The following is a 13,931-nucleotide window of genomic DNA, read 5'->3' as shown; positions in this document are numbered from 1 at the left end:
GCTTCCCAACCGCCCCTCCGCGACCGCTCCCCCGTGGCCTCCCTCCGCTGCCCTCCGTCAGCGGTCAGCTCCTCAGTGGTACAGCTCACCCACCGGGATCTCGACACCCACTCGGTTGCCGGCCGGGGCCAGCGGGCACGCCCACGCGGGGTCGTAGGCGCACGACGGGTTGTACGCGAAGTTGAAGTCGAGCACGAGAGAGGCAGGAGCGGCCCCTTCGCCGAGAAACGCGCCCTTGATCGTGTCGAGCAGGTACCGGCCGCCTCCGTAGGTGCCGCCGTCCCGCCCGGCCAGGGCATCCCGCACCGGCAGGAACAGTCCACCGCCGTAGGACTGCAGCCGCCACACATCGAGGAGGCCCACGCCAGGCACATCCGTGCGGCCCACCAGCTCGAACGGAACGACCCCGTCGGTGCCGGTCTCGAAGTCGAAGCGGGCGGGCTCCTCGGGTGCGACGAGTTCGACCTCGAACCGCCACGCCGGGTCGTAGTCGGCGACGGGCAGGCCCGCGAACCCCTCCCGGTCCTCCGGCAGCAGCGGGGTCTGCGGATGCGTAGCGAACAGTTCGTCGCGCGCTCCCCGCCAGAAGCTGTGCGCCTCCACGGCGGGGGCGGTACCGTGCGCTCCGACCGCTGTGCCGGGGCCGGCCGCCAGCCTTCTCGTCTCGGCATAGAGCGCGAACACCTGCTGGCGCCAGTCGAGCGTCTCGATCGCGGTGCGGGCGTCGGCCATCAGAGCGCCGCCCCGCCGTGGGATGCCGAGGGGGCGCTTCCCGCCGTGGGCTCGTCCCCTCCCGACGCGCCATCCCCGGCTGCCGCCGCGCCACCGGCCGCCACCCCATCCCTGGCCGATGCCGCGCCACCGTCCGCCACCTCGTCCACGACCGGCGCCGCATGCTTCGGCTCGAACGACCACGTCGGCGCGAGCTGCTGCAACCGGATCCCGCGGATCTGCCAGAACGCCCACATGCTCACCCAGATCGCCGGGGTCAGCGCGCCCGCTCCGATGATCAACCGGTCGCGGTACAGCGTCTTCGACGGGTCGTACGGGTCGGCCGACACGGCCATCCGGTGATCCCACGTCTTCATCAGTGTGAGAGCGCCCGATGCCCCGTACCCCTTGTCGTGGATGATGCGCACCCCCGGGTGCTGGGTGCGCGTGCGGTCGATGTCGATCACCTGCCGGCCCATCGGAACAAGGCCGAGCGCTTCGATCTCCACCCGGTTCTCGCCCTCGGGCCAGGTCGTGCTGAAGCCGCCCTCCTCGAGCGACACCACCTTCAGCAGCGGCGCAGACACCTCCCGGAACACGGTCGGGCTCTGCAGCGCCCGCCATGCGGCGTCGACGGAACAGTCGAGAGTCAGTTTCAGCATCACCTTCATGCCCCCAGTCTCACTCACCCCGGCCCCATCCGCGCCCTGTTGACAGCACTACGATTGTCGGGTGAACACGAGTGAGACCGACCTGCAGCCCGTTTCCGAGGCTCGCGCCATCGCTGCGCAGACCCACTACCAGGTGCGGTTCGGCAGGGGTGCCGGGGCGCTCGAGACGGTAGGCCGGCAGGCGGACGTGCTGGTCTGGGTGGATGCCCTCCCCGACGTCCCGGCCGCCGGCCGACCGCTCGCGCCCATCGTGTTGCCGACGCTCGAGGGCGTGCCGGTCATCCATGCCGATCTCCGAACGCGCACCCGCGCGGCCCGGTGGATGCTCGAACAGCAGGTTCTGGCCGGCGACCGGGTCTCGGTTGCAGTCATTGCCGCGGAGGACACCGTCGAAGACACCCTTGCCGCCGGAGCCGTGATCGACGCGCTCGCAGCGCACGGGATCGACTTCTCCTCGCCGGAGGCCGCGGTCGCGTGCGCCTCGTTCACCGGCCTCGAGCGTGCGGTCGGGCACCTGTTGTCGGCATCCGTTAACGGGCGCGCGCTCGTGGCGGCCGGCTACGCCGAGGTGATCGCCGAAGCAAGCGGTATCGATTCACAGAGCTGAGTGGTTGCATGGTGGTGAGCGGCCGATCGGAGGCCGCGAACGATCTGGAGGTCACCCATGAAAGCTGTCATCAACGGAACCGTCATCGCTGAGGCCCCGAAAGAAGACCTGATCGCCATCGAGGGCAACTGGTACTTCCCGCCGTCGAGCGTCAACTCGGACTACCTCGTCACGAGCCCAACCCCCTACACATGCCCGTGGAAGGGCGAGTGCCAGTACTTCAGTGTGAAGTCCGGCGACGAGACGCTGAAGGATCGCGCCTGGAGCTACCCGACACCGTACGCGTCGGGAATCGACCGCGTCGGCAAGGACTTCAGCGACTACGTGGCGTTCTGGAAAGAAGTGAACGTCACCGAGTAACCGGCGCGGGGCGCTGCGCAGAGTGCAGCGCCTACCGCGGGGTTCCGGCCGGTCGCCTCGATGCGGCCGGGATCTCGCGGTGCGCCCACTGGATGACGTGGGCCCTGTCGAAGCGTTTAGAACACGCACCGCAGGCCAGCACCCGCGCCGGCTTCCGGTAGCGGTAGTGCAGGTGCCCGCTCGGGCAGGTGCCGATCCACGGCGCCAGTTCGTCGGCGATTGCTCCCTGGTGCAGGCGTTTGCCCTCGTAGCCGAGCTCCTTCGCCACGGCCCGCCACTTCGGGCCGTGGCCGCTCCGGGATCCGGCCACGGCGTGGGCGATCTCGTGCAGCAGCACCTGGTGGATCTCGTCGTCTTCGTAGCGCGCCGCGAGGTAGCGCGAGACCGTGATCCGTTTGAGGGAGTAGTTGCACTGGCCGGCCCGGGTCTTCGCATTGTCGAACCCGAACGACCACCGGCCGCGGGTCGGATCGCTGCGGGTCTGATCTCCGCGGTTCGTATCACTGTCGAGGTGCAGCGCGATGAGGGCTTCTGCCCAGGTTCTCACGCGGTGTAGGTCTGCCACGCCTGAAGCCTAAGTCACCCGGCCGACATCGCCGCCGAACCTCGCCCTCGTTCCCGCCGAAGGGGCGCACATCGCGCAACCGCCCGCACATTGGCGCGATCTGCGTCCCCTCGGCCGCGCCGCGGGAGGCGGTGACCGCACCACATCAGGCGGTGACCGCACCACATCAGGCGGCTACTTGCCGAGGAACGCCTCAGCCACGCCGATCGCCACGAGGGAGCTCTCGAGCTGGTCCATGGAGGCGCCAGCCTTCTCCCACAGCACGACCGCGTTCTTGAAGTCCGCGAGCGCCTCCCGGTATTCGCGCAGGTCGAAGAGCACCCGCCCGCGGTTGTGGAGGGCCGTGGCCTCGAGCGCCGTCCACTCGTGACCGTGCGCCTCCTCGGCGCAGATCGTCAGGTCGGTGAGAGCCGGCACGAGCTTGCCCTGGTACTGCTGAACCTGGGCGCGGCGGATCCGGGCGGCCAGGCCCTGCTCGCGATCGCCCGAGAAACGGGCCTGGCGGAGCGCTTCGTTCGCGATGTCCCAGGCCTCATCGAGCCGCCCGAGCAGGCGCAGCAGACTGAGCTTCTCGTTGAGTGCCGACAGGCTCCGGAGCGAGCCGAGTTCGGTGAGCCGCTGCTCTGCGGCGGCCACGTCGACGGTCTCGCGCAGGGTCTTCGGGTCGTAGCCGGTGATGATGCTCAAGGGTGGGCGCTCCTGGTTCGGTTCTCCTTCAGCTTACGGCTCAGGATGTGCCGGGGGAGAGAGCAACACGGACCAGTCGGTCGTCTCCAGCCTGTGGAGAACCTCTGCCATCGGTGTTGTTGGTGACGAGAAGAAGCCCGGTGCCGTCGGCGGTCACCGCCACGTCCCGGATCCGCCCGAGCGTCCCCTGGTAGTAGCTCGTCACGAGGGTGCTGTTCAAGGCCGGAGTGTCCCCGCTCGGGCTGATCGACCACAGGCGCTCGCTGCCGGTCTCTTGGCTGGAACTGCGGTCCTACCCCGCACTGCCCGGTTTCACTTGGAAGATGCTGCGTGCAGGCGGTGGCGACGGCACGGCCGTCTGGTCGGTCACCACCGGCGCGCTCTGGATGAACGCCCGCAGTTCCGCGCCGTCGACGACCTTCGAGGGGGTCGGATCGCTCGCCACCAGCCGGGGCATCCGCTCGAACGGCAGAGGGGCAGCCGACGCGAACATCACCACATTGCCGAACCGCCTGGACTTCAGCACCTGCGGGTCGACGACCAGGGCGACGTGCGCGAATACCGCCGAGAGCGTCGCGGCCTGGCTGCGCGCGAAGGCGAGTCCTGCGCCGTCGGCCACATTGGCGGCGAGGATACCCGTCGATGTCATCAGCGCGGATGCCAACGTATAGAACTCCACACTTGTCACGTGTGCCGGTGTGCGAGCCCCGGAGAACACATCCACCACAAGGAAGTCGATCGTGCCCTTCAGCCCGGGCGGCAGCTTGCCGAGCACCTCCCGCGCGTCGCCATGCCGCACCCGGATCTGCGCGCCCTGCGGCAACGGAAGCTGCTCCCGCACGAAGTCGACCAGCTCGCTCTCGAGCTCGACGACCTGCTGCCGTGACCCGGGCCGCGTCGCCGCCACATACCGGGGGAGCGTGAACGCTCCGCCGCCGAGGTGCAGCGCTGTGATCGCCTCGCCCTCCGGCGCCACAAGGTCGATCCCGTGCCCGATGCGTCGCACGTACTCGAACGCCAGGTAGGTCGGGTCGTCGAGTGCCACATGCGACTGCGGCGTGCCGTCGACCACCAACGTGAAGGCCCCCGGCTGGTGCCGGTCGGCCTCGACCACCGCGCGCATCCCGTTCCCGAGCGTCACGCTGGGATGCCCGCCCTGCTCCGCGCGTCGTCGCCCCTGTCTCTCGCTCACCCTCCGACCCTAGCGCCCCCCGCCTCGCCCGGCCCGGCCCGGAGCTCCCTCCTCTTTCCTCCCACCGTCACCGTCACCGTCCTCGCCTCCCGCAACCGCTCCTACCCCGCCCGCAGCCGCCCCCCGCCCCACCGGAGCCGCCCCACAGGAGCCGCCCCGCCCCCACCGGAGCCCCCCACCCCCACCGGAGCCGTATTCAGGCACCGAGCCGGTCTATGCAATATCTCGACGCCGTCCCGTGCGCTGCCTGAATTGCGGCTATTGCTGTGGCCATCACCCGGCCCGCGGGCCGCCGCCTCGGTCTGGCAGGTCTCCTCCACAGACGGCGGGACAGCGCGAGTTCTCCACAGACCGACAGAACGAGCGGTCGCGCGGCTTCCCAGACCCGCACACTCGATGCCATGTATTCGGATCCGGGTGTGCAGCGTTACGCGACACAGGCAGTACGCCACATCTCGCAGTTGAGGCGCGAAGGCTTCACGCGGCGAGAGGTCGAGAGAGCGATCGAGTCGGGCGCCCTCCGCCGGATTCGCCGTGGCTGGTACGCAGCTCAGGATGCTCATCCCGATGTCGTGGCGGCAGTGCGCGTCGGGGGATCCCTCACCGGCCCGAGTGCCGCTGTGCTCTATGGCCTCTGGGTGCCTCCCGACGTTCGGCTCCATGTGTCAGTCAGCCACAATGCCAGCCGCCTCCGCGCTACCGAGGAAGGTCATCCGTCGGCGTGCATCCATTGGCGGCGGTCGCCGGACTCCGTGCTCAACGTCGTCGAGTCGCTGCCGTCCGCGCTCAGAGACGCTGTCGGGTGCGTTCCCGAAGAAATGGCCGTCGTCCTGGTCGATTCGGCCCTCAACCTGGCCATCGGTGACCTGACTCTGCACGATCTTCGAAGGAAGTTCGCCGGTCAAGGTGAGAAATACGCGCGGGTGCTCGACCGGTCGGACGGCGGTAGCCAGTCCGGCCTGGAGACGCTCGTAAGGCTGCGCTTGCGTTCACACGGGATCGCGGTGCGCACGCAGGTCCGTCACCGTGGCGTCGGCGCGGTGGACCTCTTGGTCGGCGACCGGCTGGTCATCGAGCTCGACGGGCGCGAGCACCACGACAACGCCGACGGTTTCGTGTCGGACCGGAGGCGCGATCTGGTGCTCTTCTCCGGCGGCATCGAGAGGCTCCGACTCACTTACCACCATGTGATGCACCAGTGGCCCGAGACGGAGCGCGTGATCCTCGACTTCGTGCGGCGGCGTCGCCACCACTGGCGGTCGGGAGACCGGCCCGCCGACCATCTTTTCAGGCATGCGCGGCCGGGAGGCACTATCTGAACGCCGAGAACGCCCCTGCCTGAATTGCGGCGCGGGCACGGGCGCCGGCACGACGGAGGCAGAGGACGTGGGGAATGGCGGGCGGGGGAGCGCGGTTATACCGCAGAGCGCGAAAATGGTCAAGATTCGAGTGGACAGCGGGCCGGGAACGGCATATAGTTGATCTTTGCGCTCCCAGTACTCCTATGCCTTCATATTGCGGTTGGCTCGCGCTGCAGAATCGTCTTCGTCAGGCGACTCCGCAGCATCACTCCAAAACCCCTCTGCACATCACAAGGCAGGCGGGTTTTGTTCGAGGGTCTGGCGAGTTCGACCAAAAGTAAACCCAGTACTGAGACCCGACGGGGTCCACGGAGGTTATTTCCTTGGCTGCTGCGAGCAACGCAACCACCACCACACCCAAGAACGGTCGCGGAGCATCGCGTCTCTCGTTCGCCAAAATTTCTGACAACCTGACTGTTCCCGATCTGCTTGCCTTGCAGACCGAGAGCTTCGACTGGCTCGTGGGCAACGACGTGTGGAAGGCACGCGTCGCTGAAGCGAAGGAGCAGGGTCGTAAAGACCTTCCTGAGCACTCTGGCCTCGATGAGATCTTCGAGGAGATCTCCCCGATCGAAGACCTCGGCGAGACCATGCAGCTCAGCTTCACGAGCCCGTTCCTCGAGCCCGAGAAGTACACCATCGACGAGTGCAAGGAGCGCGGCAAGACCTACGCCGCCCCGCTCTACGTCGAGGCCGAGTTCATGAACCACCTCACCGGTGAGATCAAGACCCAGACCGTCTTCATGGGCGACTTCCCCCTGATGACCGAAAAGGGAACGTTCATCATCAACGGCACCGAGCGTGTCGTCGTCTCCCAGCTCGTCCGGAGCCCGGGTGTGTACTTCGACCGCCAGCTCGAGAAGACCTCCGACAAGGACATCTACTCGGCCCGCGTCATCCCGAGCCGCGGAGCATGGCTCGAGTTCGAGATCGATAAGCGCGACCAGGTGGGCGTACGCATCGACCGCAAGCGCAAGCAGAGCGTCACCGTGTTCCTGAAGGCCCTCGGCCTCACGAGCGAGGAGATTCTCGAGCAGTTCAAGGGCTACTCCTCCATCGAGGCGACCCTCGAGAAGGACTCCATCCTGACGAAGGAAGAAGCCCTCAAGGACATCTACCGGAAGCTCCGCCCGGGCGAGCAGGTTGCCGCCGAGGCCGCGCGTGCGCTGCTCGACAACTTCTACTTCAACCCGAAGCGCTACGACCTCGCGAAGGTGGGTCGTTACAAGATCAACCGCAAGCTCGGTCTCGAGAGCGAGCTGTCGAACTCCGTTCTGACGAACGCCGACATCATCGCGACGATCAAGTACCTCGTGGCCCTCCACGAGAACCAGACCACGCTCCCGGGTACCCGCGGTGGCAAGGCTGTGGAGATCCGTCTCGACATCGACGACATCGACCACTTCGGCAACCGTCGCATCCGTGCCGTCGGCGAGCTCATCCAGAACCAGGTCCGCACGGGTCTGTCCCGTATGGAGCGGGTGGTGCGAGAGCGGATGACCACGCAGGACATCGAGGCGATCACCCCGCAGACCCTGATCAACGTGCGCCCCGTCGTCGCCGCGATCAAGGAGTTCTTCGGTACCTCCCAGCTGTCGCAGTTCATGGACCAGAACAACCCCCTCGCAGGCCTGACGCACAAGCGTCGACTGTCTGCGCTCGGCCCGGGTGGTCTGTCCCGTGAGCGTGCCGGCGTCGAGGTGCGCGATGTGCACCCCAGCCACTACGGCCGTATGTGCCCCATCGAGACCCCTGAGGGCCCGAACATCGGCCTGATCGGTTCGCTGGCGTCGTTCGCCCGCATCAACTCGTTCGGTTTCATCGAGACCCCGTACCGTCGTGTCATCGACGGCGTCGTCTCGGAGACCATCGACTACCTCACCGCGAGCGAAGAGGATGAGTACGTGGTGGCCCAGGCCAACGCACCGCTCACCAAGGAGGCCCGCTTCGCCGAGCCCCGCGTGCTCGCCCGCAAGAAGGGTGGAGAGGTCGACCTCTTCCCCATCGAGGACATCGGCTACATGGATGTCTCCCCGCGCCAGATGGTCTCCGTCGCGACATCCCTCATCCCCTTCCTCGAGCACGACGATGCGAACCGCGCCCTCATGGGTGCGAACATGCAGCGCCAGGCCGTGCCGCTCCTGATGAGCGACAGCCCCCTGGTCGGAACCGGTATGGAGGGCTTCGCGGCCGTCGACGCCGGTGACGTGGTCACCACCCAGCACGCCGGTGTCGTGCAGGAGGTGTCGGCTGACGCCGTCTCCGTTCTGCTCGACGAGGGCGGGGTCGAGACCTACTACCTCCGCAAGTTCGACCGCTCGAACCAGGGCACGAGCTACAACCAGCGCGTCATCGTCAACGAGGGTGACCGCGTCGAGGTCGGAGAGGTCATCGCCGATGGCCCCGCCACCGAGAACGGTGAGCTCGCGCTCGGCAAGAACCTCCTCGTGGCGTTCATGCCGTGGGAGGGTTACAACTTCGAAGACGCGATGATCCTCAGCCAGAACCTGGTGAAGGACGACACTCTGTCGAGCATTCACATCGAAGAGTACGAAGTGGATGCCCGCGACACCAAGCTCGGCAAGGAGGAGATCACCCGTGACCTCCCGAACGTCAGCCCGGAGCTGCTCGCCGACCTCGACGAGCGTGGAATCATCCGGATCGGCGCAGAGGTCCGCCCCGGCGACATCCTCGTCGGCAAGGTCACACCCAAGGGTGAGACCGAGCTGAGTGCCGAGGAGCGCCTGCTCCGCGCGATCTTCAACGAGAAGAGCCGCGAAGTGCGCGACACCAGCCTCAAGGTGCCCCACGGTGAGCGCGGAACCATCATCGCCGTCAAGGAGTTCTCTGCCGAGAACGACGACGAGCTCGGTTCCGGCGTCAACCAGCGCGTGGTCGTCTACATCGCCCAGAAGCGCAAGATCACCGAGGGTGACAAGCTCGCGGGCCGCCACGGCAACAAGGGCGTCATCGCGAAGATCCTGCCGGTGGAGGACATGCCGTTCCTCGCTGACGGCACACCCGTCGACGTGGTCCTGAACCCGCTCGGTATCCCGGGACGGATGAACTTCGGCCAGGTTCTCGAGATCCACTTGGGCTGGATCGCCAAGCAGGGCTGGAAGGTCGAGGGCAAGAGCAACAAGTGGGCCGGCCGTCTCCCTGAGGCCGCGCACGAGGCTGCCCCGAACACCAAGGTCGCGACCCCGGTGTTCGACGGCGCGCTCGAGGAGGAGATCGGTGGTCTGCTCGACTCGACCCTCGTGACCCGCGACGGCGACCGTCTCATCAACGGCACCGGCAAGGCGACGCTTTTCGACGGCCGCTCCGGCGAGCCGTTCCCCGAGCCCATCTCGGTCGGCTACATGTACATCCTGAAGCTCCACCACCTCGTCGACGACAAGATCCACGCTCGTTCGACCGGTCCGTACTCCATGATCACGCAGCAGCCGCTGGGTGGTAAGGCACAGTTCGGTGGGCAGCGCTTCGGTGAGATGGAAGTGTGGGCGCTCGAGGCCTACGGCGCCGCATACGCACTGCAGGAGCTCCTGACGATCAAGTCGGATGACATCCTCGGCCGCGTGAAGGTGTACGAAGCGATCGTCAAGGGTGAGAACATCCAGGAGCCGGGCATTCCCGAGTCCTTCAAGGTGCTCATCAAGGAGATGCAGTCGCTCTGCCTGAACGTGGAAGTGCTGTCTGCCGACGGCACCGCGGTCAGCCTGCGCGACACCGATGACGAGGTGTTCCGCGCTGCGGAAGAGCTCGGCATCAACATCTCCACGCGGTTCGAGAACTCGTCGATTGATGACATCTAAACCTCACCCCCTCTTTAGCTGACGTTTTTCCAGGAGAGAAGAAAAAATTGCTCGACGTTACAACATTTGACGAACTGCGGATCGGTCTCGCTACGGCTGACGACATCCGCAAGTGGTCGCACGGTGAGGTCAAGAAGCCCGAGACGATCAACTACCGCACGCTGAAGCCCGAGAAGGACGGCCTCTTCGGAGAGCAGATCTTCGGGCCGAGCCGTGACTGGGAGTGCTCGTGCGGCAAGTACAAGCGAGTGCGCTTCAAGGGCATCGTCTGTGAGCGCTGCGGTGTCGAGGTCACGAAGTCGTCGGTGCGCCGTGAGCGCATGGGCCACATCGAGCTCGCTGCCCCCGTCACGCACATCTGGTACTTCAAGGGCGTTCCATCCCGCCTCGGCTACCTGCTCGACATGGCTCCGAAGGACCTCGAGAAGGTCATCTATTTCGCGGCCTACATGATCATCTCGGTCGACGAGGATGGCCGTCACGAAGACATGCCCGGCCTCGAGAACGAGCTCCGGCTCGAGATCAAGGCCCTCAGCGACCAGCGCGACAGCCGGATCGCCGACCGTCTCCAGAAGCTCGAGAACGACCTGGCTGCCCTCGAGGCAGAGGGCGCCAAGAGCGACCAGAAGCGTCGTACGAAAGACGGCGCCGAGAAGGAGATGGGCCAGGCCCGCAAGTCCTTCGACGAGCAGATCGCCCAGCTCGAGCGTGTGTGGGAGGACTTCCGCAGCCTCAAGGTCGGCGAGCTGAAGCCCGAAGACTCCGTGTTCCACGAGCTGCAGGACCGCTACGGCCAGTACTTCGAGGCCTACATGGGTGCCGAGGCGATCAAGAAGCGCCTCGAGGCCTTCGACCTCGCGACCGAATCTGACACGCTGCACCTGCAGATCTCCGAGGGCAAGGGCCAGAAGAAGATCCGCGCCATCAAGCGCCTCCGGGTCGTCAACTCGTTCCTGATCACCGGCAACTCGCCGGCCGCGATGGTTCTCGACGTGGTCCCCGTGATCCCGCCGGAGCTCCGCCCGATGGTGCAGCTGGATGGTGGCCGCTTCGCGACCTCCGACCTCAACGACCTGTACCGCCGCGTGATCAACCGCAACAACCGCCTTCGTCGTCTCCTTGACCTCGGTGCCCCCGAGATCATCGTCAACAACGAGAAGCGGATGCTGCAGGAGGCCGTCGACGCACTGTTCGACAACGGTCGCCGTGGTCGCCCCGTCACGGGTACCGGCAACCGTGCCCTGAAGTCCCTGAGCGACATGCTCAAGGGAAAGCAGGGTCGTTTCCGCCAGAACCTGCTCGGCAAGCGCGTGGACTACTCGGGCCGATCGGTCATCATCGGTGGCCCCCAGCTGAAGCTGCACCAGTGCGGTCTGCCCAAGCAGATGGCTCTGGAGCTGTTCAAGCCGTTCGTGATCAAGCGCCTGATCGACCTGAGCCACGCTCAGAACATCAAGGCCGCGAAGCGTATGGTCGAGCGGAGCCGTCCCCAGGTGTGGGATGTGCTCGAGGAGATCATCCGCGAGCGTCCCGTGATGCTGAACCGTGCACCCACGCTCCACCGACTGGGCATCCAGGCTTTCGAGCCCCAGCTCGTCGAGGGCAAGGCGATCCAGCTGCACCCGCTCGTCTGCACCGCGTTCAACGCGGACTTCGACGGCGACCAGATGGCCGTGCACCTTCCGCTGTCGGTGGAGGCCCAGGCCGAGGCGCGCATCCTGATGCTCGCGTCGAACAACATCCTGAAGCCGTCCGACGGCCGCCCGGTGACCCTGCCCACACAGGACATGATCATCGGCCTGCACCACCTGACGACTCTCCGCGAGGGTGTCGTCGGTGAGGGCCGTGCGTTCTCGAGCGTTGCCGAGGCCATCCTGGCGAAGGACCAGGGCACCCTCGACCTCAACGCCAAGGTGCGCATCCGCCTCGAGAACATCACCTTCGCTGAGGGTGAAGCTCCCGAGAACGCCGTGCTGGCCGAGGGCAACCACGCCCCCGGTGTCACGCTGGTCGAGACATCTCTCGGTCGCGCGCTTTTCAACGAGACGCTGCCGACCGACTACCCGTACGTCGAAGCCGTCGCAGACAAGGGCCAGATCTCGGCCATCGTCAACGACCTCGCCGAGCGGTACCCGAAGGTCGAGGTTGCTGCAGCGCTCGACCGCATCAAGGATGCCGGTTTCTACTGGGCCACCCGCTCAGGCGTCACCGTTGCTCTCTCCGACGTTCTGACCCCGCCGAACAAGCGCGAGATCGTTGCGACGTACGAGAAGCTCGCCGCCAAGGTGCAGACGCAGTACGAGAAGGGTCTGACCACCGACGCCGAGCGTCGCCAGGAATTGATCCAGATCTGGACCAAGGCGACCGAAGACGTCGCTGAGGCCATGCAGGCGAACTTCCCGGCGAACAACACCATCAACCGCATGGTGACGTCGGGTGCTCGTGGTAACTGGCTGCAGATCCGCAACATCGCGGGTATGCGAGGCCTGGTGAACAACCCGAAGGGTGAGATCATCCCTCGCCCGATCATCTCGTCGTACCGTGAGGGGCTCAGTGTTGCTGAGTACTTCATCGCGACGCACGGTGCTCGAAAGGGACTCGCCGACACCGCTCTGCGTACCGCTGACTCCGGGTACCTCACCCGTCGTCTGGTGGATGTCTCGCAGGATGTCATCATCCGTGAAGACGACTGCGGCACCACCAAGGGCCTCGACCTGGCCATCGCGGCGCATGACGCTGCCGGTGTGCTGGTGAAGGACTCGAACGTCGAGAACTCCGTGTTCGCACGGAGCCTTGCTGCTGACGCGGTGGATGCCTCGGGCACCGTCATCGCGGAGGCCGGCGAGGACATCGGCGATGTGCTGATCGACAAGCTGGTCGAGGCAGGGGTTGAGAACATCAAGGTGCGCTCGGTGCTGACCTGCGAGTCGGCCGTCGGTGTGTGTGCTGCCTGCTACGGCCGCTCGCTCGCCACCGGTCTGCTGGTGGACATCGGAGAGGCCGTCGGCATCATCGCCGCACAGTCGATCGGTGAGCCCGGTACCCAGCTGACCATGCGTACCTTCCACACGGGTGGTTCCGCATCGGCCGACGACATCACGCAGGGTCTGCCCCGCGTGCAGGAGCTCTTCGAAGCGCGTACCCCCAAGGGTGCGTCGCCCATCGCAGAAGCTGCTGGCCGCATCACCATCGAAGACACCGACCGCAGCCGCAAGCTGATCCTCACGCCCGACAACGGCGACGAGGCCATCGCCTACCCGGTGCTGAAGCGTGCGAGCCTCCTCATCGAGGACGGCGACCACGTGGAGCTCGGAACGCAGCTGCACATCGGTGCGATCGACCCGAAGGAGGTTCTCCGGGTTCGAGGCGTCCGCGCCGTGCAGGAGCACCTCGTCGGCGGTGTGCAGGGCGTCTACCGTTCGCAGGGTGTACCGATCCACGACAAGCACATCGAGGTCATCGTTCGCCAGATGCTCCGCAAGGTGACTGTCGTCGACCACGGTGACACCGACCTGCTCCCCGGTGAGCTCGTCGACCGCCAGCGCTACAACATCCTCAACCGCGAGGCGCTGACCGAGGGTCGCAAGACCGCTTCGGCCCGCCAGGAGGTCATGGGTATCACCAAGGCCTCGCTCGCGACCGAGTCCTGGCTCTCCGCCGCTTCCTTCCAGGAGACCACGCGTGTTCTCACGCAGGCCGCCATGGAGGGCAAGAGCGACCCGCTGGTCGGGCTCAAGGAGAACGTCATCATCGGAAAGCTCATCCCGGCCGGAACCGGACTCCAGAAGTACCGCAACGTCACCGTTGAGGCAACCGAGGAGGCCAAGGCCGAGCGCTACCCGAACCGTATCTTCACCGATGACGCGGTGTTCTCGGAGGCTGACCTGTCGTTCGTCGACTTCGACAGCTTCTCGAGTGACGACTACACGCCCGGTACCTACAACTAGGCGCTGGCAGCGTGA

At 66.2% G+C, this 13,931-nt stretch carries 11 protein-coding genes; 5 read left to right on the top strand and 6 right to left on the bottom strand.

Annotation, left to right across the window (positions count from 1 at the left end; all coding sequences use genetic code 11):
* Nucleotides 1-72: 72 nt before the first annotated feature.
* Complete coding sequence (locus B7R22_RS12735) at nt 73-732, bottom strand: DUF1684 domain-containing protein (RefSeq protein WP_116412078.1); 660 nt, start codon at nt 730-732, stop codon at nt 73-75.
* A complete protein-coding gene (locus B7R22_RS12730) occupies nt 732-1,400 on the bottom strand; it encodes a hypothetical protein (RefSeq protein ID WP_253259063.1) in 669 nt (222 codons plus the stop codon). Before B7R22_RS12730 ends, B7R22_RS12735 begins: the two co-directional genes overlap by 1 nt.
* A gap of 43 nt (nt 1,401-1,443) precedes the next feature.
* Here B7R22_RS12730 and B7R22_RS12725 point away from each other — a divergent pair, with 43 nt between their 5' ends.
* Together B7R22_RS12725 and B7R22_RS12720 are read left to right on the top strand one after the other, a co-directional pair.
* Complete coding sequence (locus B7R22_RS12725) at nt 1,444-1,989, top strand: hypothetical protein (protein ID WP_116412077.1); 546 nt, start codon at nt 1,444-1,446, stop codon at nt 1,987-1,989.
* A gap of 57 nt (nt 1,990-2,046) precedes the next feature.
* The gene (locus B7R22_RS12720) at nt 2,047-2,349 is read left to right on the top strand and encodes a DUF427 domain-containing protein (protein ID WP_116412076.1); all 303 of its coding nucleotides are present in this window, start codon (nt 2,047-2,049) and stop codon (nt 2,347-2,349) included.
* A gap of 31 nt (nt 2,350-2,380) precedes the next feature.
* Here the strand turns inward: B7R22_RS12720 and B7R22_RS12715 are convergent, their stop codons facing one another.
* From B7R22_RS12715 to B7R22_RS12700, 4 genes are all read right to left on the bottom strand, one after another.
* Nucleotides 2,381-2,914: a SprT-like domain-containing protein gene (locus tag B7R22_RS12715; RefSeq protein ID WP_116412075.1), complete on the bottom strand. Its 534-nt coding sequence runs from the start codon at nt 2,912-2,914 to the stop codon at nt 2,381-2,383.
* A 174-nt stretch (nt 2,915-3,088) separates the two neighbouring features.
* Entirely contained in the window at nt 3,089-3,601 is a 513-nt protein-coding gene (locus B7R22_RS12710) for a tetratricopeptide repeat protein (protein WP_253259062.1), read from the bottom strand.
* 40 nt (nt 3,602-3,641) lie between these two features.
* Nucleotides 3,642-3,821: a hypothetical protein gene (locus B7R22_RS12705; RefSeq protein WP_116412074.1), complete on the bottom strand. Its 180-nt coding sequence runs from the start codon at nt 3,819-3,821 to the stop codon at nt 3,642-3,644.
* A gap of 72 nt (nt 3,822-3,893) precedes the next feature.
* Nucleotides 3,894-4,724 (bottom strand): spermidine synthase, encoded by an 831-nt coding sequence (locus B7R22_RS12700; protein WP_116412244.1) that lies wholly within the window; start codon nt 4,722-4,724, stop codon nt 3,894-3,896.
* 821 nt (nt 4,725-5,545) lie between these two features.
* Here B7R22_RS12700 and B7R22_RS19230 point away from each other — a divergent pair.
* From B7R22_RS19230 to B7R22_RS12685, 3 genes are all read left to right on the top strand, one after another.
* Entirely contained in the window at nt 5,546-6,112 is a 567-nt protein-coding gene (locus tag B7R22_RS19230; protein WP_172582367.1) for an endonuclease domain-containing protein, read from the top strand.
* Between the two features lie 365 nt (nt 6,113-6,477).
* Nucleotides 6,478-9,969, top strand: a complete 3,492-nt coding sequence (gene rpoB, locus B7R22_RS12690; RefSeq protein ID WP_116283911.1) for a DNA-directed RNA polymerase subunit beta — start codon at nt 6,478-6,480, stop codon at nt 9,967-9,969.
* Nucleotides 9,970-10,016: 47 nt separating this feature from the next.
* Complete coding sequence (locus B7R22_RS12685; protein ID WP_116412072.1) at nt 10,017-13,916, top strand: DNA-directed RNA polymerase subunit beta'; 3,900 nt, start codon at nt 10,017-10,019, stop codon at nt 13,914-13,916.
* Nucleotides 13,917-13,931: the final 15 nt, after the last annotated feature.

Source organism: Subtercola boreus (genome assembly GCF_003399635.1).
GTDB lineage: Bacteria > Actinomycetota > Actinomycetes > Actinomycetales > Microbacteriaceae > Subtercola > Subtercola boreus_B.
Note: the sequence above shows the minus strand (reverse complement) of the source record. Positions and strands in the feature narration are given on the sequence as shown.